Here is a 21688-nt window from a genome sequence, read left to right on the forward strand (position 1 = left end):
GCTGAGCGTACGAGGGGCGGAGCGCCGGCGGGGTGTCCCGTCCCTCGAACCTCGGCTTCCGTCCGGTCGTGACTCAGGCGGTGCGGGATGCCGCGAGGGTGCGCCCGGCTGTGACGGCGTCCCGTTCCGCGTTCGCGCGCAGCTCGGCCGCAGCCTCGGCGAAGGCGTCGAGTGCCGGGTTCACGCCGACGAGCGTGAAGGGGCGGTGGACGATCGTGAGGTCGAGTCCCCACACGTCTTCGAAGACGCGCCGAAGCCACCCGGTCGAGTGGTCCTAGCCCTCCTTGGGGCTGCCGGCCTCGTAGTTTCCGCAGGGCCGCCCGTCGCGGTCACCTACGCGCTGACGGATGCCGGCTAGCGCCTGGTGCCGATCCTGAGCCAGCTCGGGGAATGGGCCGACGGCAACCTCACGCGCCGCTGAGCGGCACCGGAGCAGATCGGAGAATAGAGACCGTGATCGACGGCCTGAACCTCCCGGCATCCCTTTCCGCACGCACAGCGGATGTCGTCATTCGCCGTGCGACGCCCGACGATCTCGACTCGATCGTGCGGCTGCTGTCGGACGACCCGATCAGTGCGGGGCGCGGTGACGTCGCGGGTGAGGAGGATCGCGACGCGTACGCGAACGCGCTGAATCGGATCGTCGCGGATCCCGCCAACGAGCTGCTGATCGCAGTCGGCGAGACCGGGCAGGTCGTGGCGACCCTGCAGCTGACGCTCATCCCGGGGATGGCGCGACAGGGGAGCACACGCCTGCTCGTCGAGGCCGTCCGGGTGGCGAGCGCGGAACGCTCGTCCGGCATCGGCACCGCGCTCATGCGGTGGGTGGTGGATGCCGCGGCGGTCGAGCTCGGCGCATCCCTCGTGCAGCTCACATCGGATGCCGCGCGCGTCGACGCGCACCGCTTCTACCGCCGGCTCGGCTTCATCGACTCGCACGTCGGCTTCAAGTACGCCGTGCCCGCGGGACCAGCCGTGGTCTGATCAGACCGAGGGCCGCAGGGTCAGCCACACGTCGACGGCGTCCTCGCTGTCGAGGGCGAAGCCGTGTCGCTCGTACAAGCGCCGCGCTGCGCTGCCCTGCAGGACGTTGAGGCGCGTGGGTCCGTCGTGCGGCTCGGCGATCACCCACTGCAGAACGGCGCTGCCGATGCCCCGCCCCTGCAAAGACCCGGGCACGTAGAAGTGCTCGATCCAGCGCGTGGTGTCGTCGGGACGTGTCGTGATGCAACCGGCATCCGTTCCGTCGACGACGATGATGCGGGTCCACTCGGGGCGGAAGCCCGCCCGCATCCGCTCGCGCACCCGATGCTCGTCGAAGCGGCCGAGGCGCTCGAGGTCGTCGCGCAGCACGTCGGCGCGCAGCTCGACGAGCCACTCGATGTCGGCGGGGGCCGCGGGGCGCAGGGTGACGTCCATCGAAGCAAGTCTATGGACCGACCGGTCAGGGGCTACTCGGCTTCCGTGGCCGGGGTCCAGGCGTAGTAGGTGCCGTCGCTTTTCGCCACCGCCCACTCGTCGCAGACGGCGACGCGATCGATCGCGTAGACATCGGGGGCCGAGGCGATCTCCATGGTGGGGGCGGAGAGTCGCTCGACGTCTTCGCACCCCGCCAGTCCGTCGGTGCTCGAGAACATCAGGGATTCCGCCTGGGCGCGGGTCGACACGACGCGTGTGATGTCGCGTGCGTCGGCCGGCATCCAGGCAGGTGCCTCGTCGTGGGCCTGCGCGAGATCGTTCGCCGTCGCGTAGGTGCTTTCGGCTCTGCCGTACGCGACGGAGTCGACGGCGGCGCAACCCGACAGGGTCAGCAGGATGGCCGCCATGCCGAGGGCGGCGGCGCCGGGCGGAAGGTCGCGGGGGAGACGTGGCTTGGTCATGACATCGACGCTACGAACCGCCGCGGCCGGCGTCGTCGCTCGGCCGGATGAGCGTCGTCCATCTTGCGGATGACGTCGCGGCGCGCGGGTTGCGCCGACAGCGAAGGTGATTCGTCCGCGCCGGTCGATGCCGGTTGACTGGCGGGCATGAGACGGATTCTCGTGCTGGGTGGGACCGGATGGCTCGGGCGCGAGATCGCCCGGCAGGCGCGCGACAGCGGGGCCGAGGTGGTCTGCGTCGCGCGCGGCGAATCGGGATCGGTGCCGGACGGGGTGGAGTTTGTGCGGACCGACCGCTCACGTCTGGGTGCCTATGACGGCGTCGGGGGCGCATGGGATGAGGTGATCGAGCTCGCCTCCGAGCCGCAGCTCGTGGAGTCCGCTCTGGACGCGCTCGCGGACCGCGCGGCGCACTGGACTCTCGTGTCGACCGTTTCGGTGTACGCCGACAACAGCACGCCCGGCGCCGACGAGACGGCGCCGCTGGTCGAACCGCAGAACCTCGCCGAGTATCCCGACGCGAAAGTGGCCGCCGAGCGCGCCTCCGCTGCCGCGGTCGGTGACCGCCTGCTCATCGCTCGACCCGGCCTGATCGCGGGTCCGGGTGATCCGAGCGATCGTCTCGGCTACTGGCCGGCGCGGCTGCACCGCGGTGGCGACGTGCTCGCTCCGACGACGGGTCACCGATTCGTCCAGTTCATCGACGTCGACGACCTCGCTGCGTGGATCGTCGGCGCGGGCGCCGCCGGGCTCACCGGAGCCGTCAACGCCGTCGGCGAGGTTCACACGATGGATGACTTCTTGCGCGCCGCGGGGTCCGTCGCCGGGTTCGAGGGCGAACTCATCACGGTTGACGACGAAGAGCTCCTCGCTCTCGACGTGCACTATTGGGCCGGCCCTCGGTCTCTCCCGTTGTGGCTGCCGATCGAGACCGTGGGCTTCGCTCAGCGAGCTGGAAGCGCCTTCGTTGCCACAGGAGGTCGGTCGCGACCGCTCGCTGACACCCTGACCCGGGTGCTCACGGACGAGATCTCGCGCGGCCTCGACCGGCCTCGGCGCTCCGGGCTGACGGTGGACGAGGAGCAGGAGGTCCTCGCCGCCGTCCGCTAGACCATTCACTTCTCCTGGCGCGCGGCCGAAAGCTGTCGGCGACGACTTCTCTCTGCCGTGCAACGTTCGACCGAGGTCCGGCCATGTACGTGGTGAGCACCGAGGAGGAATCCATGGACACATCGATTGATGACCTGTTGCGGGCAAGTGCCCCGCGCCGCGTATCAACGGACGGAATGGTCGCAGCTGAAGTAGAACGCGTCGGGATCGCAGCGCGCATTCATGCCGCGCGTCGGCGGCGCGTCCGCCGGCTGTCGTGGGTCGCTGTGCCGGTGCTCGCCTTGCCGGGAATCGCGCTCGCGTCTACAGCCGGCACCGACCCGCGAATGATCCCAGACTTCGAGATTCCCGTCTCTTACGTCACCGACACCGGTCTGCAGATCTCTTGCTCCATCGAGCTCTTCAACGGCGAGCTCGACCACGTCGAGACCAACACGAAGGCCGTCGAGTACATCGCGGCTCAGAACTGGGAGGGTGTGGGACAGCGGATCTACGAGGAGGCCCTCAAGCGCGACGCGGCCGGTGACTTCGCGCCGTTCTTCGGGGCGGCGCAGGATGTGGTCTTCGCCGGGGCTGACGTTCACATCCTGCCCGGCGACGGTGGTGTCGGCACCGACACCGACTGCACGGGACAGCTGCATTGACGGGGGCACCTGAGCCCGCCGTGACCAACGACGAGCGCGTCGCCCGGCTCGTGAAGGATCACGCCGGTGCACTCCTGGACTACTTCGTCCGGCGTGTGCCCGATCGCGAAGATGCCGCAGACCTCCTGGGTGAAACCCTCGTTGTCGTGTGGCGCAAGGCGCGGTCGGTTCCGTCCGATGCCGTCGAGGCGCGGATGTGGATGTTCGGTATCGCTCGCCGCGTTCTTTCCCAAGGCTGGCGGTCGCGTGCACGTCGGCATGCGCTCACGAACAAGCTCGCACGACACCTCGCAGAGTTGGCGCCGGTCGAGGAGCAGGATCATTCCGCCGATGTGCGCGCCGCGGTCACCAAGCTCCAGGCGGTCGATCAGGAGATCATCCGCCTCGTCTACTGGGATGGATTCACGCTGGTGGAGGCCGCGCGGCACCTGGGAATGAACGCCGCCACGGTGCGCAGCCGACACGCGAGGGCGAGGTCGATCCTGCAGACGCTCCTGCACACCGAACGCGTCTGACGGGCCGCGTCTGGTGGAAGGCGGAAAAGTGCTTCGGTAGCCCCTCGCGAGAACTCAGACCGCTACAGTCCGAGCATGAAGACGGGGGCACTCATCATTCGTAGCGGTGTCAGCATGCTCACCATTGGCCTCACGCCACCCACAGCGATACCTGACCCGCGCGACCTGAACCAGCCAACACATCCATGAGGGGATGAGTCAGAGCCGCCGGCGGCGGGGCGTCAGCCGCACGTGCGGGAGCGGCGGGGCGGGGATGCGCTCGTCGCCGTGACCGACGACGTGGCCGAACCGATCGGATGCCGCTTCCCACTCCTCGCGGGCGAGCTCGATCTCATCGTGGCTGCGGCCGACGAAGTTCCACCACATGACGATCTCGTCGCCGAACGGCTCGCCGCCCAGGAGGAAGACCGTCGCCTCCTCGTCGCCGGTTGTCAGGCGAACGCTGTCACGGCCGTCGCCGAGGTAGAGCAGGGCACCGGGCGCGACCGCATCCTCCGCCCCATTCACCCGGACGGAGCCGAAGACCGGCACGACGGCGTACTCCCACGCGGTCTCGAGGGGCAGGTCGACGACCGCCCCGGCGGGCAGCCGCAGCTCGGCGCCGACGATCGGCGTGTGCATCGTCGCGGGCGAGACGCTTCCGGCGAGTTCGCCGACGACGACGGTCGCCCTGGCGCCGCCGCCGAGGTCGTGCTCGGGCAGGTCGACGTGACGCTCGAAATCGGGGGCGCCATGGCGGCGCTCCTCGGGGAGTGCGACCCACAGCTGCAGGGCATCGAGCGGGATCGGCTCATCGCCGACCGAATACTCGGAGTGGGCGATGCCGGCACCGCTGGTCATGATGTTCAGTGCGCCGCGCTCGATGACGACATCGCTGCCGAGCGTGTCACGGTGGTGCACCTCGCCGGCGAGCGGCCAGGTGACGGTCTGCAGTCCGATGTGCGGATGCGGCTCAACGCGCATCCGCGTGCGCTGCGGGCCGAAGCGGTCGAGAAAGCACCAGGCGCCGACGAGCGGCAGATCGCGCTGTGGCAGAAAGCGGTACACCGACATCGCCCGCACGCCGCCGAGCGGCACCTCGCGCGCCTCGAGCAACGCCCGTCGCGGACCGGGAGAACCCGTCCCCGCGTCTTCGTCGACGGGCGCCGTCTCGGCGTCGAAGCGGGTCACGCCGACGGTTCCGCCGGGGCAGCGGCGTCGGCGGCATCCTCGTCGCGCCACTCGATCTTCAGGCCGGGAACCTCGTTCTCACGAAGGAACTTCACGATGAACGGGCACTCGGGAACGACGGTCTCGCCACGGCGCGCGACGTCGGCGAGCGCATCGGCGGCCAGCGCCTTGCCGAGGCCGCGCCCGCCGAAGGCCTTGTCGACCTCGGTGTGATCGAACACCAGGCGCCCCTCGTCGTCGCGCCGGAAGGCGGCGAAACCGGCGGCCACGTCGCCGACGTGGAGGTCGTAGCGGTCCTGCTCGTCGTTGCGGATCACGGTGGGGGTCTCGTCGGTCATGGTGATCTCCTCTCGATCACCTCCACGGTAAGGCCGTCCGAGACCATTACGACCGAATACCGGGATTGCCGCAGTGCGTCCGCCTAAGCTGAGAAAACGCAATGAAGCGCCTTCCCCCAGGAGAACCGATGCCTCGATCCTCGTCCGACATCGTCACCGATCCGAAACTGCCGCCGGTCGCGGTCTCCGACGACCAGCATCGCGCCGCCGCCCGTTGGACACCGCTCAAGGTCGTGATCTGGATCGCGGTCGCGTTGCTCGGTGGACTCGCGTGGGTCATGCTCGCCGTGGTTCGCGGCGAGACGGTCAATGCGATCTGGTTCGTCTTCGCGGCCGTCTGCACGTACCTGATCGGCTACCGGTTCTACTCGAAGGTCATCGAGCGCTACCTGCTGCGTCCCGACGACCGTCGGGCCACGCCCGCCGAGGTCAAGCAGGACGGCAAGGACTACGTGCCGACCGACCGCCGCGTGCTCTACGGCCACCACTTCGCGGCCATCGCCGGCGCCGGTCCGCTCGTCGGCCCGGTGCTCGCGGCGCAGATGGGGTTCCTGCCCGGGACGATCTGGATCATCGTCGGCGTCGTCGTCGCGGGCGCCGTGCAGGACTACACCGTGCTCTTCTTCTCGATGCGCCGGGGCGGCCGGACGATCGGGCAGATGGCCCGTCAGGAGCTCGGGCGCATCGGCGGAACCGCCGCGATCGTGGCATCCCTGCTCATCATGCTGATCATCGTCGCGATCCTCGCGCTCGTCGTGGTGAACGCGCTCGGCGAGAGCCCGTGGGGCGTCTTCTCGGTGTCGATGACGATCCCGATCGCGCTCTTCATGGGCGTCTACCTGCGCTACCTCCGGCCCGGCAAGGTCACCGAGGTGTCGATCATCGGGTTCGTGCTGCTGATGGGCGCGATCATCGCGGGCGGATGGGTCGCCGACACCACCTGGGGGCAGGAGATCTTCCACCTCGACCGCACGGTCATCGCGTGGGGCATCATCATCTACGGCTTCATCGCCGCGGTGCTGCCGGTGTGGCTGCTGCTCGCTCCGCGCGACTACCTCTCGACGTTCATGAAGATCGGCGTCATCGTCATGCTCGCCGGGGCGATCGTGCTCGTCCGCCCCGAGATCTCGGTGCCGGCGGTCACGATCTTCGGTGAGAACGGGCTCGGCCCGGTGTTCGCGGGTCCGCTCTTCCCGTTCCTGTTCGTCACGATCGCCTGTGGTGCGCTGTCCGGGTTCCATGCGCTCATCGCCTCGGGGACGACGCCGAAGCTCGTCGAGAAGGAGCGCCAGACGCGCTTCATCGGCTACGGCGGCATGCTGATGGAGTCCTTCGTCGCGATCATGGCGCTCGTCGCCGCGATCTCGATCGACCAGGGCATCTACTTCGCGATGAACGCTCCGTCGGCGGCGACCGGCGGCACCGTCGAAGGCGCGGTCGCCTTCGTCAACTCGCTCGGTCTCACCGGGGTCGAGATCACGCCCGACCTGCTGATCTCGACGGCGGCCGACGTCGGCGAGGAGTCGATCGTCTCGCGCACCGGCGGCGCGCCGACTCTCGCGCTCGGGCTCGCGCACATCATGCAGCAGGCCCTCGGCGGCCAGGCGATGATGTCGTTCTGGTACCACTTCGCGATCATGTTCGAGGCGCTGTTCATCCTCACCGCGGTGGATGCCGGAACCCGCGTCGCCCGCTTCATGCTGCAGGACTCCATCGGCGCGTGGATCCCGAAGTTCCGCGACGTGTCGTGGCGTCCGGGTGTCTGGATCACCACGGCCATCATGGTCGCCGGCTGGGGCGCCATCCTGATCCTCGGCGTCACCGACCCGCTCGGCGGCATCAACACCTTCTTCCCGCTGTTCGGCATCGCCAATCAGCTGCTCGCGGCGATCGCGCTCGCCGTCGTGCTCGCGATCGTCGCGAAGCGCGGGCGCTCGTACGTGAAGTGGATCTGGATCATCGCCGTGCCGCTGGCCTTCACCGCGGTCGTGACGATCACGGCCTCGGCGTACAAGATCTTCTCGCCGGTGCCGGCGATCGGCTACTGGGCGAACCACTTCCGCTACCGCGACGCCCTCGCCTCGGGAGACGAGAGCCTCGGCCCGGTCGCCACCGTCGAGGCGGTCATCCGCAACACGGGGGTGCAGGGCACCCTGTCGATCGTCTTCGTCGTCCTCGCGATCATCGTGATCGTCTCGGCCGTCGTGGTCGCCGTGCGCGCGATCGTGCGGGGCGGGGGAGAGGAGACCGAAGACCCCGCCGTCCCGTCTCGCCGCTTCGCGCCTGCCGGATTCATCCCCACCGCCCCCGAGCGCGAGCTCGAGAAGGAGTGGGAGCCGCTGCTCGCCGAGGAGCGGGCCGAGACCGCCCGCCGGGGGCACTGACCGATGGTGCAGAGTGCCGGTCGGGCCGTCCTCCGCGCCGCGCGTGCGCTGCACTGGTACGTCACCTCGCTCATGGGCGACAACGCGTACGCGACGTACCTCGCCCACCAGCGCCGGACGCACCCGGACACCCCGCCCCTCACCGAGCGGCAGTTCTGGCGCCAGCGCATGGACGACCAGGACCGCAACCCGGGTGCGCGCTGCTGCTGACCGGGTGACCATGGAGGGGTGACCCGCACTCCCTCCTCCTCGCGCGCCGCCCGTTCCGCGTTCGCCGCCGCCCTGGTCGGGGTGCTGGCGCTCGCCGTCGGCTGCGCCCCCGAGCCCGAACCGGCCGACCCGACGACGTCCGCCCCGAGCCCGACCGCGACGGCTCCGGCACCCCCGACTCCCACAGCCTCACCCGACCCCGCCGCGGCCCTCGGGCTCGAAGGGTGCGTCGGTCAGGTGCTCATGGTGGGCACGCCGGTCGACACGGTCTCGCCGGATGCCGCAGCCGCGATCCGCGACCGCGGCGTGGGCGGCCTCTTCCTCCACGGCCGCTCGAGCTCGGGCGTCGAGGCCACGGCGGCTCTCGTCGCGCAGTTCCGCGACCTCGCCATCGACGGATCACCGGAGCTCTGGGTCGCGACCGACCAGGAGGGCGGCGAGGTGCAGGTGCTGAGCGGACCCGGGTTCGACGAGATTCCCTACGCTATCCGGCAGGCCGACCTCGGCCCCGACGCGCTCCGCACGGCCGCCACCGCCTGGGGCGGGCAGCTGGCCGCCGCGGGCATCGACGTCAATCTCGCCCCCGTGGCCGACATCGTCACGAGCGCCGAGACGCGCTTGAACAACCCGCCGATCGGCGCGCTCGGGCGGCAGTACGGCTACGACGAACAGGCCGTCGCCGCGGGCGCCGGCGCATTTGCAGACGGAATGCGCGCATCGGGCGTGCTGCCGACGTTCAAGCACTTCCCCGGGCTCGGCCGGGTGGATGCCAACACCGACTACACCGCCGAAGTGCTCGACAGCGTGGTCTCGGCGGACTCGCCGGATGTCGACGTGTACCGCGAGCTCACGGCATCCGGTCCGTCGCTCGTCATGGTCGGCACGGCGCGGTATCAGCACATCGATCCGGATCACCCGGCCGCGTTCTCTCCGGCGGTGCTCGGCCTGCTGCGCGATCGCGTCGGTTTCGACGGCGTCGTGATCACCGATGACCTCTCGGCCGCGGCGGCAGCGGAGATCGTCGCCCCCGGCGATCGGGCCGTCGAGGCGCTGTCGGCCGGGGTCGACATCGTGCTGGCGTCGGCCGATCCGACGGTGCTCCCCGCGATGTACGACGCGGTGCTTGCCCGGGCGCAGTCCGATCCGGCGTTCGCCGCGCGGGTCGACGAGTCGTGCGGCCGGGTGCTCGAGGCGAAGGATGCCGGCACGGCCGACTGATGCTGCGGGTGAGGCGGTCGCCCGCCCCACCCGCCTCGGCTCAGTCTTCGACGAGACGCGCGTGCGACCAGGTGCTCGTCGCCGAGCCGTCGGTCGCCGTCAGCTGGAACGAGGCGTCGCCGAGGTCGAAGCCGAGCGTGACCGACGCGTCGGCGGCATCCCACCGCAGCTCACCGTGAGTGCCCCGCAGGTCGTGCGAGAACGCTCCGGTGAAAGCGGGGTGGGTGGCGCGCAGGCGGAGCGCGTCGAGCTGGAGCCCGACGACCGGTCGCGCCAGTGCGGCGTCGATCTCGTCGGGTGTGTAGTGGTGCCGGTTCACGTCGCGACCGACGCCGGTGGCCTTCAGCAGATCCATGTCGTTCTCGCCAGCGAGCAGCCCGACGTAGTACACCTGCGGGATGCCCGGGGTCATGATCTGCAGCAGCCGGGCGAGCGCGTACCGCCGGTCGTCGCGGCCGAGGGCGTCGTAGAACGTGCAGTTGACCTGGTACAGGTCGAGGTTGGATGCCGCAGCCCCGGTGGCCTGCCGGCTGGTGCCGCCGCTGGCGTCGTGGATCGCCTCGACGAGTGCGTCGATCTGCTCGGGCTCGAGCAGGCCCGGTTCGCCGGGGGCGAGGTCGCTCACGCCGACGTCGATGATGCCGATGCCGTCGTGGGTGTCGAGGACCGTGATGGAGTTCGCAGGGCGGATCTCGAGCCAGCGCTCGAGCGGGCGCGCGTCGCGCGCGTGGAGCGCGTGCAGCACGAGGGGCGGCAGTGCGAAGTCGTAGACGTAGTCGACCGTCTGCGCGATCGCGATCTGCTGCGTGTGGTGCCCGTGGATCTCGAGCAGCACCTGGGCGCCCCGGTCGTGGGCGAGCTGGAGGATGCGCTGCGTGTAGCGCTCGGTCGCGGCCGTCATGAAGCAGCTGGTGCCGGCTTCCTTGCCCGTGTAGCCGACGGCGTCGAGCCGGAGCATCGAGGTGCCGCCCGCGACAAGCGCGTCGATGACCTCGGTCAGGTACTCCCAGGCCGCGTCGGTGCGGAGGTCGATGTCGATCTGCTCGGAGGTGAACGTGGTCCACACCAGCCGCAGCCGGTCGCCGAGCACCATGGCGGTGAACGGGAGGCCCGGGCGCGGGCGGTAGATGCGGGTGAGGTCGGCCTCGGTGACGCCGCCCGGGAAGACGGAGTCGAGCGTGAGGAACATCGGTGCGAACGGCGAGCCGTCGCCGCGACGGCGGACGTCGGCGAAGGCCGCTGAGTCGGCGGAGACGTGGTTGACGATGAGGTCGCTCATGACCGTGTGGGTCTCGCTCAGCGCGCGGACGTCGTCCCACGTGCCCAGTCGCGGATCGATCGAGGCGTGGTCGACCGGGTCGAAGCCGGCGTCCGCGCCGTCGAACGGGGTGAAGTAGGGCAGCAGGTGCACGCCGCCGAAGGCGCCGGAGAGCCGGGTGGCGAGCAGATCGCGGATGCCGGTGACGGTGCCGCCGAGGCGGTCGACGTAGGTGATGAGCTGGGGGGAATCGGGGTTCATGGGTCCTGAGAGTTCTTCCGAGGGGGTCAGATGCGGTGGAGCAGGCGGCGCAGCCACTCTTGACGGGCGCGTCGCGCGTCGCGCGCGAGGACGGTCCACGGCGCGAGGAAGTCGAAGGCGTGCGCTCCGCCGGGCCAGACGTGCAGCTCGGCGTCGCCGCCATCGGCCCACATCCGGCGGGCGAAGGCGACGCACTCGTCGCGGAACGTCTCCGCCGAGCCCACGTCGATGAAGGTCGGCGGCAGCCCCGCGAGCGTTTCGGCCACGGCGGGTGACGCGTACGGCGGGATCTCGCCCTCGACATCGGCGAGGTAGGCGGCCCAGGCGGTCGCGTTGGCGTCGCGGTCCCACGAGCCGTGACCCGCCATCTGCCGTGCCGAGTCCGAGTCGGAGCGGTGGTCGAGCATGGGGCACAGCAGCACGAGGCCCGCGATGCGCGGACCGCCCCGATCGCGGGCGAACAGGGCCGTGGCCGCGGCGAGACCGCCCCCGGCGCTGACCCCCGCGACGATGATGCGGTCGCCGTCCAGGGCGGCGGGGGCGTCGGGCCCGGCCAGCCAGCGGAGAGCGGCAGCGGCATCCTCGAGGGCTGCAGGGTACGGGTGCTCGGGGGCGAGCCGGTACTCCACCGAGACGACCGCGCACCCGGTGCGCTCAGCCAGCTCGGCCGTAGCGGGCATGTCCGAGTCGGCGGTGCCGGCGATCAGCCCGCCCCCGTGCAGGTGCAGGATGACGGGGACGGGCCGGTGCACGACGGCGGGCGTGTAGACGACGACGCCGACCGGCGGGTCGTCTTCGCGCCATCCGGGGACGAGCAGCTCGTCGCGCTCGAAGGCGCCGTGCGCGGTGAGCTCGGCGAGCGGAGCCGCGACCCCGGACGCGCGCACGCGCGGGATCTCGTCGCTGCTCATCGACACGACCACGAGGTCGTCGAACTCGGCGAGAGCACGGGCGACGGCGTTGTCGAAGGGAGGCCGGGCGAGATCCGTCATCCCTTCACCGCCCCCTGCAGCAGAGCCGCCACGAACTGACGCTGGAAGATCAGGAACACCAGGAGCGTCGGCAGCAGGATCAGGATCGACCCGGCGCACAGCAGCGGGATGTCGGTGCCCCACTGGCCCTGGAACGCGCCGAGCGCTCCGGCCATGGTCCGCTTGGTCGGGTCGTCGACGAGGACGATCGCGAGCAGGAACTGGTTCCAGGTCCACAGGAACAGCAGGATCGCGAGCGACGAGATCGCCGGGCCCGACAGCGGCACGTGGATGCGCCAGAACAGCTGCCATGTGGTCGCGCCGTCGATGCGTGCCGCTTCGGTCAGCTCGTGAGGCATGTTCACGAAGTGCGCCCGCATCCACATCACGGCAAACGGCATGAACAGGCCGATCAGCGGCAGGACGATCGCCAGCTGTGTGTTGAGGAGGCCGTATCCCTTCATCTGGTAGTAGATCGGCACGATGATGCCCTCGAAGGGCAGCGTCAGGCCGAGCACGAACAGCACGAAGATCGCACGGGCGAACGGCACGCGCAGGTGGCCCAGTGCGAAGCCCGCCAGTGTCGCGATGACGAGCGAGATCGGCACGACGCCGAGCTCGATGAGGGCGCTCGATCCGAGCATCTTGAGCATGTCGGCCGACTGGAAGGCGAGCGCGAAGTTGTCCCAGTGCGGGGTCTCCGGCCACGACAGGCCCTTCGGATACGTGCCGGGCTCGTGGAGCGCGGTGACGAAGAGCGTGATGAACGGGATGATCGTGAACACCATCACCACGATCAGGACGATGCGGCCCGTCCAGGCCTCGACGGCGGAGGTTCTCATGCGTCTTTCTCGCTTCCGCGCGTGATGCGGTTCAGGGGCAGGACGATCACCAGCACGAGCACCGTCAGCACGACGGCGAGGGCCGACGCCTGCCCGACCTCGCGCTGGAAGAACGCGAGGTAGTAGATCTCGAGACCGGGCACCGTGGTCGAGCCGCCGGGACCGCCCTGCGTGGAGATGTAGATGATGTCGAAGCTGCGGAGTGCGTTGATCACCGTGATGAGGATCGCGACGCCGAGCTCCTGACGCACCGCCGGCAGCGTCACGGTGAAGAACTCGCGGATCGGACCCGCTCCGTCGATGCGGACGGCCTCGTAGAGCGCCGGGTCGATCTTGGTCATGCCCGAGAGCATGAGCAGCATGCAGAGGCCGAGCGAGACCCACGCCCCGATGACGCCCACGGCGGGGAGGGCGGTGTCGAAGTCGCCGAGCCACGCGCGCGTGACGCCACCGAGTCCCACCAGGCGCAGGGCCTGGTTCACCAGGCCGTCGGCGGCGAGCAGCCACGTCCACATGATGCCGGCGGCGACGAGGGGGATCACCTGCGGCAGGAACAGCACGGTGCGGGAGACGCCGGCGAGACGGCTGCCGCCGAGCTTGCGGATGAGGGCGGCCGAGACCAGACCGAGGATCACCGGCACGATCGAGAAGTACAGGATGAGCTTCAGCGCATTGAGGATCGGGACGAGCAGCGCCGAGTCGGTGAAGATCCGGATGTAGTTGTCGAAGCCCGCCCACGTCGCGGTGGTGATGCCGTCCCAGTCGTAGAACGAGTACTGGACGGTCGAGCTGAGCGGGATGAGCACGAACATCGCGTAGGCGATGAGCGCGGGGGCGATCAGGGCGAGACCGATCGACCTCTCGCGCAGGCGCCGCGGGGAGACGCGGCGCCTGCGCGGCCGAGAGGCCGATGAGTCCCGGGATGCCCGGCGGTCGCCGAGCTGTCCGGTGACGGTCATCGGTGCGGCCTACTCCTTCTTCTGGCTGAGGTAGTCGGACTGCACCTTGCTCAGCAGGCCGTCCGCAGTCTGCTTGCCGGCGAAGAGCTCCTGGAGGTTCGGCGTCAGCGTCTTGGCGTAGATCGATCCGGTCGCGTTGGCGATGAAGTCCATCGAGCCGTTGTTCGCCGAGAGGTCGGCGCCGGCGGCGAGGGTCTCGGCGGTGACGCTGCCCTCGGCGATCTCGGGCATGAAGGCGTCGGCCGGGCCCATGGGGTGCGAACCGCCGGACTCGACGGCGATGGTGCGTGCCGTCTCGTTGGTCGCGACCCAGTCGAAGAAGAACGCCGCGCAGTCGGGCTGGTCGGCGTAGGCCGAGACACCGTACGTCGTCGGCGCTGACATCGCGCCGACCTGACCGCCGGCCTCGACCGGGGGCATCAGGAAGAAGCCGACATTGTCGGGCATCTGCGCGTCGAGGTTGCCCGACTCCCAGTCGCCGTTGAAGATGAAGACGCTCTCGCCACCGATGAAGCGGCTCATCATCTGCGAGTAGTCCATCGAGTTGATGTCGGGAGCGAAGTAGCCGGCGTCGATCCAGCCCTTCAGGTGCTCGGCCGCCTCGAGGTTCTCAGGAGTGTCGATCGTGGCGTCGTCCTTGAGGAAGATCCAGTCGTTGATCTTGCTGGGCTCACCGTACGAGGCCATGAGCGCCTGCAGCGGGAAGGCGAGGCCTCCGGTCGCGCCGCCGTTGAACTGCGCGACGGGCGTGAGCCCGGCATCCTTCGCCGCCTGCAGGTAACCGTCGAGCTCGGCGAGCGTCGCGGGCGGCTCGGTCATGCCGGCCTGCGCAGCGAGGGTCTTGTTGTAGAAGACGCCTGTCACCGAGTAGTTGATGCCCATGCCGTACAGCGGGCCGTCGCCGCGCTGTCCGTTCTCGTCGACGCGCAGCTGTTCGAGCTGCGACGAGGGCCACTGGTCCCAGCCGTAGGCCTCGGCGTAAGGATCGAGGTCGTAGAGCAGGTCGCTGTCGACCAGGTCGACGATCGTGGGGAGGCGCATGATGTCCGGCGGCGAGTCGACCAGCACGCGGGGAGCGTTCTGGGTGATGACGGCGAACTGGTCTTCGCGCAGGTTCACGGTGACGTTCGGGAACTGCTTCTCGAACTCGGTGGCGAGGTCGCTGAAGACCGGGAAGCCCGTCTCGACGTAGGCGTCGAGGGTGACGTCATCCGTTCCGCAGGTCGTCTGGATCGGACCGCCGGATGCCGCGCCTTCGCCGGCGGGTGCGGCGCTCGGCGGAGCGCAGGCCGAAAGGGTGACCGCGACGGCGAAGCCGGTCGCCGCGGTGGTGAGAACACGTCGTCGAATTCGTGTCGACATCATCGTCTACCTTCTGTGGGTGGTGGAGGGCCAGGTGCTGCTAACACGAAATAGCACCTGGGCTAAAACGTACTAGCCAGTGGCGGTTCTTCGCAATCGCGGCATACTGAAGCTGCACCGGAGCGAGAGGGGGAGAGATGAACCGCAAGCGCGTGACGCTGGCGCAGGTCGCCGCGGAGGCAGGGGTAGCGGCATCGACGGCATCCCTCGTCCTCGCCGGGCGCGGCAGCGAGCTGCGTCTGTCGCAGGCCCTGCAGGAGCGGGTGCGCGCAGCAGCCGAGCGGCTCGGCTACCGACCCAACGCCGTCTCGGTCGGGCTCCGCACGGGCAGCACCCGCACGCTTGCCTTCATCTCCGACTCCGTCGCCTCGTCGCGACTGGCCGGCGAGATGATCAAGGGCGCCATCGACGCGGCCCGTGCCCGGGGTTTCCTCGTCTTCGTCGGCGAGACCGGTGGCGACGTCCAGCTCGAACGGCAGCTGCTCAACGCCATGTTCGATCGGCAGGTCGACGGCCTCGTCCTGGCGTCGATGATCACGCACCGCCGTACGCTGCCGCCGGAGGCGACGCGCAGCCCGGCCGTCCTGCTCAACCTCGAGGTCGACGGCGCGACGGAGGTTCCGCGGGTGCTTCCCGACGAGTACGCGGCCGGTCGCGAGGCGGTCGGGCACCTGCTCGAGCGCGGGCACCGCGACATCCACCTCATCGGCGCCGGCCCCACCGAGGACGACGTGCCGCCGTTCTCGCTCGGTGCGCAGCAGCGACTGCACGGCATCCTCGACGCGCTGACGGATGCCGGGCTCGAGCCGGCATCCGGGAGCCCGGTCATCCAGTGGCTGCCGCCCGAGGGCTTCCGGCTGACCTCCCAGCTGCTCGACGGAGGAGTCGTGCCGCAGGCCCTCATCTGTTTCAACGACCGCCTGGCGATGGGCGCCTACCAGGCGCTCGGCGAGCGCGGCCTCGCGGTGCCCGACGACGTGTCCGTCGTCTCGTTCGACGACGTCTCGTTCGCGCAATGGCTGCGGCCGGGGCTCACCACCTTCGCGCTGCCCCACCGGGCGATGGGCAAGCGGGCCGTCGAGCTGCTCATCGACCGCGTCGAGGCGTCGAAGGACGGCACCGGTGCGGCCGACGGGGCCGTCGCACCGTCGCTGCTGCCCATGCCTCTGCGCGTCCGGGCCTCGGTGCGCCAGGTCGACGCGGCGGCCGCCGCTCCGCGGGCGTAGGGCAGACTCGAGGGATGACCTCCGCGCCGCTGCTCGACCTCATCGGCCCGGAACCCTCCGACGACGCGATCTACGACGCCTTCACCACCTGGGCGGAGGGACGCGGGCTCACGCTCTACCCGGCGCAGGACGAGGCGGTCATGGAGCTCGTGTCGGGGGCGAACGTGGTGCTGGCCACCCCCACCGGCACGGGCAAGTCGCTCGTCGCGGTCGCCGCGCACGCGGCATCCGTCTCCCGCGGCGGGCGCACGTACTACACGGCTCCGATCAAGGCGCTCGTGAGCGAGAAGTTCTTCGCGCTCGTCGAGATCTTCGGGGCCGAGCGAGTCGGCATGGTGACGGGCGACTCGTCGGTCAACCCCGAGGCGCCGATCATCTGCTGCACGGCCGAGATCCTCGCCAACCTCGCGCTGCGCGAGGGAGCCGACGCCGACGTCGACCAGGTCGTCATGGACGAGTTCCACTTCTACGGCGACCCCGATCGCGGCTGGGCGTGGCAGGTGCCGCTGCTCACGCTGCCGCGCGCGCAGTTCCTGCTGATGTCGGCCACGCTCGGCGACGTGACCGACCTCGCCGACGACCTCTCACGTCGTACGGGCCGGCGGACCGCTCTTGTCACCGGCGTCGAGCGGCCGGTGCCGCTGCACTTCTCGTACGAGCGGCGCCCCGTGCACGACGTGCTCGAGCGGCTGCTCGAGGAGCGCGAGACCCCGGTGTACATCGTGCATTTCTCGCAGGCCGCCGCGCTCGAGCGTGCGCAGGCGCTGTCGAGCGTGAAGATCACGACGCGCGAGCAGCGGGATGCCATCGCCGAGGCGATCGGCGGATTCCGATTCACGACCGGCTTCGGCAAGACCCTCTCGCGCCTCGTGCGGGCGGGCATCGGCGTGCACCACGCCGGAATGCTGCCGCGCTACCGGCGCCTCGTCGAGACGCTCGCACAGCGCGGGCTGCTCAAGGTCATCTGCGGCACCGACACGCTCGGGGTGGGCATCAACGTCCCGATCCGCACGGTCGTCATCACCGCGCTGTCGAAGTACGACGGGACCCGGATGCGGCAGCTCACGGCCCGCGAGTTCCACCAGGTCGCGGGCCGTGCGGGTCGCGCCGGGTTCGACCCGCACGGCAACGTCGTGGTCATGGCGCCGGAGTGGGAGATCGAGAACGCCGTCGCGCTCGCGAAGGCCGGAGATGACCCCGCCAAGCGCAAGAAGATCGTGCGCAAGAAAGCGCCCACCGGCGTCGTCAACTGGGGCGAGGGGTCGTTCGAGCGGCTCGTCGAGGCGCAGCCCGAGCCCCTCACACCGCAGCTGCAGCTGTCGGCCGCGATGCTGCTCAACGTCATCGGCCGCGGAGGTGACGTGTTCGGCAACGTCCGCTCGCTCGTCTTCGACAACCACGAGCCTCGCGCCCGTCAGTATGCCCTCGCCCGCCGGGCCCTCGCGATCTTCCGCACCCTGGTCGCCGCCGGCATCGTCGAGGTCGTGCGCCCCGCGTCTTCTGCTTCTCCGGCCGAGTCGACGATCAGGCTCACCGTCGATCTGCAGCCGAACTTCGCGCTCAACCAGCCGCTGTCGCCGTTCGCCCTCGCGGCGATCGAGCTGCTGTCGCCCGATGATGCCGAGACCGGCACCGGGCACTACGCGCTCGACGTCGTGAGCGTGATCGAGGCGACGCTCGACGACCCGCGCGCGATCCTGTCGCAGCAGGAGTACAAGGCGCGCGGCGAGGCGGTCGGCGCGATGAAGCGCGACGGCATCGAGTACGACGAGCGGATGGCGCTGCTCGAGGAGATCACCTGGCCCAAGCCCCTCGCCGACCTGCTCGCCCAGGCGTTCGAGACCTTCGCGTCGAGCCAGCCGTGGGTGCGCGACTTCGAGCTGTCGCCGAAGTCGGTCGTGCGCGACATGTTCGAGCGGGCGATGTCGTTCGGCGAGTTCGTGTCGTTCTACCAACTGGGTCGCAGCGAGGGCCTCGTGCTGCGCTACCTCAGCGACGCGTACCGGGCGATCCGCCAGACGGTGCCCGCCGAGGCCCGCACCGACGACCTCATGGACCTCATCGAGTGGCTCGGCGAGCTCGTGCGCCAGGTCGACTCGAGCCTCGTCGACGAATGGGAGTCGCTCGCGCACCCCACCGACGACCCCGACGCTCCCGTCGTTCCGCCCGCGCCGCCGTCGGTGCTGGCGAACCGGCGCGCGTTCACGGTGCTGGTGCGCAACGAGATGTTCCGCCGGGTACAGCTCGCCGCGCTGCAGGACGACGAAGCGCTCGAAGCCCTCGACCCCGAGGTCGACTGGCCGGAGGTCCTCGACCGCTACTACGACGACCACGACGAGGTCCTCACCGGGGGCGCCGCGCGCTCGCCGTCGCTCTGCGTGATCGACGAGTCCGCGGCCCGCGACGGACTCTGGCGCGTCGAGCAGGTCATCGACGACCCCGCCGGAGACCACGACTGGCGCATCCGGGCCGAGGTCGACCTGGAGCAGTCCGTCGAGGCAGGCACGGCGGTTGTGCGCGTGACCGAGGTCGTCCGCCTCTGACTCCGGGACGTGAATGGCCGGGCCATGCCGGATGTCGCGGGCCTGGGGCAGGATGAGCCGGTGGCCACACATCTCGGGTTCCTGCGGGCGATCAACCTCGGCGCGACGCGCGTCTTCCCGAAGGACGACATCCGCCGCGTGACCGAGGCCGTCGGCTTCGAGGACGTCGCGACGCACATCAACACCGGCAACATCCGCTTCGACACTCGCATGCGCTCCCGCGCGAAGATCGAGCAGACGCTCGAGCGGGCATACGCGGCCGATCGAGGGTTCGAGGTTCCGGCGATCACGTTCCGCGCCGACGAGTTCGCCGCGCTCGCCGCCGAGGCACTCGCCCTGAGCGAGGCGAACCCCGGCCTGGCCCGCCATTACGTCTACCTGCTCAAGGACGAGCTCGACGCCGACACGGCCGCCCGGGTCGAAGCGCTCGCGACCGCCGCGGGCCGCATGCTGGTCCGCGGCCGCGCGGTCCACGCTCTCCTGCAACCCGGGTATCAGGACGGGACGGTCGATCCCCTGGGCGCGGCGAAGGTCCTCGGCATCGCGACCAACCGCAACCTCAACGTCGTCATGACGCTCGCCGAACGGTGGTGCTGACGAGGCGGGAGGCGACCCCGCCTGTGAACGCACGGAGCGGGCTGTCGGATGCCGCGGCTATCGTGAATCGAGTGAGTCGAGAGCAGCAGTCCTGGGATGCCGATCCCTACGCCGACCTCGACTGGAACCCCGACGAGTTCGCACCGCCCGAGGATTTCGACGCGCCGCCGCCGCCCGAGTTCGACGGATACGGCGCTGCCGTCGCTCGCGCCACCCGCGACCGCGCATCCGCCGGCGCCGCGCCGCCGCGTGCCGCGCCGCCGCGTGCCGTGCCGAACGCGGCCCCCGCCGCCGTCCTCTCGCTCGAGCGTCGCGATTTCACCGGCGCCGACCCGCGCGCCGTGCTCAAGGAGGTCTTCGGCTACGACGACTTCCGCGGCGACCAGGGCGACATCGTCTCGCACGTCATCGGCGGCGGGGATGCCGTCGTGCTCATGCCCACCGGCGGCGGCAAGTCGATCACCTACCAGGTGCCCGCGCTCGTGCGCCCGGGAACGGGACTCGTCGTCAGCCCGCTCATCGCGCTCATGCACGACCAGGTCGATGCGCTGATCGCCAACGGCGTGCGGGCGGCCTACCTCAACTCCACACAGTCTCCGGGTGAGCGCGCCGGTGTCGAGCAGGCGTACCTCGCGGGTCAGCTCGACCTGCTCTACGTCGCCCCCGAGCGTCTGAGCGTGCCGCAGACGACGCAGCTGCTCCAGCGGGGCGCCCTGAGCGTCATCGCGATCGACGAGGCGCACTGCGTCTCGCAGTGGGGCCACGATTTCCGTCCCGATTACCTCGCCCTCGGCGACCTCGACGAGCGGTTCCCCGGGGTGCCGCGGATGGCGCTCACCGCCACTGCGACCCGCGCGACGCACCAGGAGCTCACCGAGCGGCTGCGCCTGCCGCAGGCGCGGCACTTCGTCGCGAGCTTCGACCGACCCAACATCCAGTACCGCATCGAGCCGAAGGTCGATCCGCGGCGGCAGCTCGTCACCTTCATCCGCTCGATGCCCGAGGGATCCGCCGGCATCGTGTACGCGCTCAGCCGCAAGTCGGTCGAGCAGACCGCCGACTACCTCGCCGCACAGGGTCTCGACGCCCTGCCGTACCACGCGGGTCTTCCGGCCGAGATGCGCGCCAAGCACCAGTCGCGGTTCCTCCGCGAAGACGGTGTCGTCATGGTCGCCACGATCGCGTTCGGCATGGGCATCGACAAGCCCGACGTCCGGTTCGTGGCCCACATCGATCTGCCGAAGTCTGTCGAGGGGTACTACCAGGAGACCGGGCGCGCCGGACGCGACGGCGAAGCGTCGATCGCCTGGATGGCCTACGGCCTGGGGGATGTCGTGCAGCAGCGGCGCCTCATCGATCAGAGCCCCGGCGACCGCACGTTCAAGATGCGCATGGGGCAGCACCTCGACGCGATGCTCGCCCTCTGCGAGACCGTCGCGTGCCGTCGGCAGAACCTGCTCGGCTACTTCGGCCAGGACTCCGAGCCCTGCGGCAACTGCGACACCTGCCTCACGCCGCCCGACACGTGGGACGGCCTGATCCCGGCGCAGAAGCTGCTCTCGACGATCGTGCGGCTGCAGCGCGAGCGCAACCAGTCGTTCGGCGCCGGCCACCTCGTCGACATCCTGCGCGGAGCGTCGACCGAGCGCATCCGGCAGCAGCGTCATGACGAACTCGCGACGTACGGCCTCGGCTCCGATCTGTCCGACCAGGACTGGCGCAGTGTCATCCGGCAGCTGCTCGCCCGCGGCATCCTCGTCGCTCGCGGCGAGTACGGCGTGCTCGCGGTCGGCGAGGCCGGAGCGCCGGTGCTCAAGGGCGAGGCTAACGTCCCCCTGCGCCGCGACGTGCTCGGGCGGGGCCAGAACAGCGGCGGCTCTCGCGTGCGCAAGTCGGCCGCGGTCGAGCAGGTCGCCGAGAGCGATCGCGACCTGTTCGAGGCGCTGCGTGCCTGGCGTGCCGAACAGGCGCGCGAGCAGGGCGTTCCGGCCTACATCGTCTTCGGTGACGCGACGCTGCGCGCGCTCGCCGATCGCCGGCCGCGCACCTCGGCCGACCTCGAGGGCATCACCGGCATCGGAGCCAAGAAGCGCGAGGCCTACGGCGACGCGGTGCTCGCCGTCGTGGCATCCCACTGACGCACCGGATGTACGCACCGGATGTCACCCTCGCACAATGCGGGTCGCCGACGTACCGGCAT

21 protein-coding genes are annotated in these 21688 nt (G+C 70.1%); 11 read left to right on the top strand and 10 right to left on the bottom strand.

Features of this window, described 5'->3' with window-relative positions; all coding sequences use genetic code 11:
* Positions 1-73: 73 nt before the first annotated feature.
* Complete coding sequence (locus O1W71_RS05770) at positions 74-235, bottom strand: hypothetical protein (protein WP_269266925.1); 162 nt, start codon at positions 233-235, stop codon at positions 74-76.
* A 218-nt stretch (positions 236-453) separates the two neighbouring features.
* Here O1W71_RS05770 and O1W71_RS05775 point away from each other — a divergent pair, with 218 nt between their 5' ends.
* A complete protein-coding gene (locus tag O1W71_RS05775) occupies positions 454-984 on the top strand; it encodes a GNAT family N-acetyltransferase (RefSeq protein ID WP_269266926.1) in 531 nt (176 codons plus the stop codon).
* On the opposite strand, the gene O1W71_RS05780 is transcribed toward O1W71_RS05775, so the two are convergent.
* On the bottom strand, positions 985-1419 hold the full coding sequence (locus O1W71_RS05780) for a GNAT family N-acetyltransferase (protein ID WP_269266927.1): 435 nt from the start codon (positions 1417-1419) through the stop codon (positions 985-987).
* A gap of 32 nt (positions 1420-1451) precedes the next feature.
* Positions 1452-1880 carry a hypothetical protein gene (locus O1W71_RS05785; RefSeq protein WP_269266928.1) on the bottom strand — a complete coding sequence of 143 codons (429 nt, stop codon included), beginning with the start codon at positions 1878-1880 and terminating at the stop codon, positions 1452-1454.
* Between the two features lie 147 nt (positions 1881-2027).
* Here O1W71_RS05785 and O1W71_RS05790 point away from each other — a divergent pair, with 147 nt between their 5' ends.
* The 3 genes from O1W71_RS05790 to O1W71_RS05800 all read left to right on the top strand — a co-directional run bounded on the left by O1W71_RS05790 (position 2028) and on the right by O1W71_RS05800 (position 4149).
* Positions 2028-2990, top strand: coding sequence for an NAD-dependent epimerase/dehydratase family protein (locus tag O1W71_RS05790; protein ID WP_269266929.1), 963 nt, complete (start codon positions 2028-2030; stop codon positions 2988-2990).
* 113 nt (positions 2991-3103) lie between these two features.
* A complete protein-coding gene (locus O1W71_RS05795; RefSeq protein ID WP_269266930.1) occupies positions 3104-3634 on the top strand; it encodes a hypothetical protein in 531 nt (176 codons plus the stop codon).
* 20 nt (positions 3635-3654) lie between these two features.
* The gene (locus O1W71_RS05800; RefSeq protein WP_269266931.1) at positions 3655-4149 is read left to right on the top strand and encodes an RNA polymerase sigma factor; all 495 of its coding nucleotides are present in this window, start codon (positions 3655-3657) and stop codon (positions 4147-4149) included.
* A gap of 198 nt (positions 4150-4347) precedes the next feature.
* Here the strand turns inward: O1W71_RS05800 and O1W71_RS05805 are convergent, their stop codons facing one another.
* Together O1W71_RS05805 and O1W71_RS05810 are read right to left on the bottom strand one after the other, a co-directional pair.
* Positions 4348-5319 (bottom strand): pirin family protein, encoded by a 972-nt coding sequence (locus tag O1W71_RS05805; protein WP_269266932.1) that lies wholly within the window; start codon positions 5317-5319, stop codon positions 4348-4350.
* Positions 5316-5657, bottom strand: a complete 342-nt coding sequence (locus O1W71_RS05810; RefSeq protein WP_112615867.1) for a GNAT family N-acetyltransferase — start codon at positions 5655-5657, stop codon at positions 5316-5318. Before O1W71_RS05810 ends, O1W71_RS05805 begins: the two co-directional genes overlap by 4 nt.
* A gap of 128 nt (positions 5658-5785) precedes the next feature.
* Between O1W71_RS05810 and O1W71_RS05815 the strand changes: the two genes are divergently transcribed.
* Genes O1W71_RS05815 through O1W71_RS05825 form a run of 3 tightly spaced genes read left to right on the top strand, consistent with a single transcriptional unit; the run spans position 5786 to position 9469 of the window.
* Positions 5786-8041 (top strand): carbon starvation CstA family protein, encoded by a 2256-nt coding sequence (locus tag O1W71_RS05815; RefSeq protein ID WP_269266933.1) that lies wholly within the window; start codon positions 5786-5788, stop codon positions 8039-8041.
* 3 nt (positions 8042-8044) lie between these two features.
* Entirely contained in the window at positions 8045-8251 is a 207-nt protein-coding gene (locus tag O1W71_RS05820; RefSeq protein WP_269266934.1) for a YbdD/YjiX family protein, read from the top strand.
* Between the two features lie 18 nt (positions 8252-8269).
* Positions 8270-9469 (top strand): glycoside hydrolase family 3 N-terminal domain-containing protein, encoded by a 1200-nt coding sequence (locus tag O1W71_RS05825; RefSeq protein ID WP_269266935.1) that lies wholly within the window; start codon positions 8270-8272, stop codon positions 9467-9469.
* Between the two features lie 40 nt (positions 9470-9509).
* Here the strand turns inward: O1W71_RS05825 and gtfA are convergent, their stop codons facing one another.
* From gtfA to O1W71_RS05850, 5 genes are read right to left on the bottom strand one after another with little or no spacing between them, the layout of a single operon-like run.
* Entirely contained in the window at positions 9510-10988 is a 1479-nt protein-coding gene (gene gtfA / locus O1W71_RS05830) for a sucrose phosphorylase (protein WP_269266936.1), read from the bottom strand.
* 26 nt (positions 10989-11014) lie between these two features.
* Positions 11015-11980, bottom strand: a complete 966-nt coding sequence (locus O1W71_RS05835; protein ID WP_269266937.1) for an alpha/beta hydrolase fold domain-containing protein — start codon at positions 11978-11980, stop codon at positions 11015-11017.
* A complete protein-coding gene (locus tag O1W71_RS05840) occupies positions 11977-12801 on the bottom strand; it encodes a carbohydrate ABC transporter permease (protein WP_269266938.1) in 825 nt (274 codons plus the stop codon). The genes O1W71_RS05835 and O1W71_RS05840 overlap by 4 nt, the downstream gene beginning before the upstream one ends.
* Positions 12798-13760, bottom strand: coding sequence for a carbohydrate ABC transporter permease (locus O1W71_RS05845; protein ID WP_114588965.1), 963 nt, complete (start codon positions 13758-13760; stop codon positions 12798-12800). Before O1W71_RS05845 ends, O1W71_RS05840 begins: the two co-directional genes overlap by 4 nt.
* A 9-nt stretch (positions 13761-13769) precedes the next feature.
* Complete coding sequence (locus O1W71_RS05850) at positions 13770-15125, bottom strand: ABC transporter substrate-binding protein (RefSeq protein ID WP_269266939.1); 1356 nt, start codon at positions 15123-15125, stop codon at positions 13770-13772.
* A 134-nt stretch (positions 15126-15259) separates the two neighbouring features.
* On the opposite strand from O1W71_RS05850, the gene O1W71_RS05855 reads away from it, so the two are divergent.
* From O1W71_RS05855 to recQ, 4 genes are all read left to right on the top strand, one after another.
* Positions 15260-16348, top strand: a complete 1089-nt coding sequence (locus tag O1W71_RS05855) for a LacI family DNA-binding transcriptional regulator (protein WP_269266940.1) — start codon at positions 15260-15262, stop codon at positions 16346-16348.
* Positions 16349-16362: 14 nt separating this feature from the next.
* Entirely contained in the window at positions 16363-18891 is a 2529-nt protein-coding gene (locus O1W71_RS05860; RefSeq protein ID WP_269266941.1) for a DEAD/DEAH box helicase, read from the top strand.
* 60 nt (positions 18892-18951) lie between these two features.
* On the top strand, positions 18952-19488 hold the full coding sequence (locus O1W71_RS05865) for a DUF1697 domain-containing protein (RefSeq protein WP_269266942.1): 537 nt from the start codon (positions 18952-18954) through the stop codon (positions 19486-19488).
* A gap of 71 nt (positions 19489-19559) precedes the next feature.
* Positions 19560-21626, top strand: a complete 2067-nt coding sequence (recQ, locus tag O1W71_RS05870; protein ID WP_269266943.1) for a DNA helicase RecQ — start codon at positions 19560-19562, stop codon at positions 21624-21626.
* The last annotated feature ends 62 nt before the right edge of the window (positions 21627-21688 follow it).

The sequence above is a fragment of the Microbacterium sp. H37-C3 genome (genome assembly GCF_027157935.1).
Lineage (GTDB): Bacteria > Actinomycetota > Actinomycetes > Actinomycetales > Microbacteriaceae > Microbacterium > Microbacterium plantarum.

Excerpts from the sequence above, each read along its gene's own strand:
- O1W71_RS05860 (WP_269266941.1), top strand. The coding sequence starts at position 16,363 with ATGACCTCCGCGCCGCTGCTCGACCTCATCGGCCCGGAACCCTCCGAC.
- O1W71_RS05835 (WP_269266937.1), bottom strand. The coding sequence starts at position 11,980 with ATGACGGATCTCGCCCGGCCTCCCTTCGACAACGCCGTCGCCCGTGCT.
- gtfA (WP_269266936.1), bottom strand. The coding sequence starts at position 10,988 with ATGAACCCCGATTCCCCCCAGCTCATCACCTACGTCGACCGCCTCGGC.
- O1W71_RS05790 (WP_269266929.1), top strand. The coding sequence starts at position 2,028 with ATGAGACGGATTCTCGTGCTGGGTGGGACCGGATGGCTCGGGCGCGAG.
- O1W71_RS05780 (WP_269266927.1), bottom strand. The coding sequence starts at position 1,419 with ATGGACGTCACCCTGCGCCCCGCGGCCCCCGCCGACATCGAGTGGCTC.
- O1W71_RS05820 (WP_269266934.1), top strand. The coding sequence starts at position 8,045 with ATGGTGCAGAGTGCCGGTCGGGCCGTCCTCCGCGCCGCGCGTGCGCTG.
- O1W71_RS05795 (WP_269266930.1), top strand. The coding sequence starts at position 3,104 with ATGGACACATCGATTGATGACCTGTTGCGGGCAAGTGCCCCGCGCCGC.
- O1W71_RS05810 (WP_112615867.1), bottom strand. The coding sequence starts at position 5,657 with ATGACCGACGAGACCCCCACCGTGATCCGCAACGACGAGCAGGACCGC.
- O1W71_RS05785 (WP_269266928.1), bottom strand. The coding sequence starts at position 1,880 with ATGACCAAGCCACGTCTCCCCCGCGACCTTCCGCCCGGCGCCGCCGCC.
- O1W71_RS05815 (WP_269266933.1), top strand. The coding sequence starts at position 5,786 with ATGCCTCGATCCTCGTCCGACATCGTCACCGATCCGAAACTGCCGCCG.
- O1W71_RS05845 (WP_114588965.1), bottom strand. The coding sequence starts at position 13,760 with ATGACCGTCACCGGACAGCTCGGCGACCGCCGGGCATCCCGGGACTCA.
- O1W71_RS05840 (WP_269266938.1), bottom strand. The coding sequence starts at position 12,801 with ATGAGAACCTCCGCCGTCGAGGCCTGGACGGGCCGCATCGTCCTGATC.
- O1W71_RS05855 (WP_269266940.1), top strand. The coding sequence starts at position 15,260 with ATGAACCGCAAGCGCGTGACGCTGGCGCAGGTCGCCGCGGAGGCAGGG.
- O1W71_RS05850 (WP_269266939.1), bottom strand. The coding sequence starts at position 15,125 with ATGATGTCGACACGAATTCGACGACGTGTTCTCACCACCGCGGCGACC.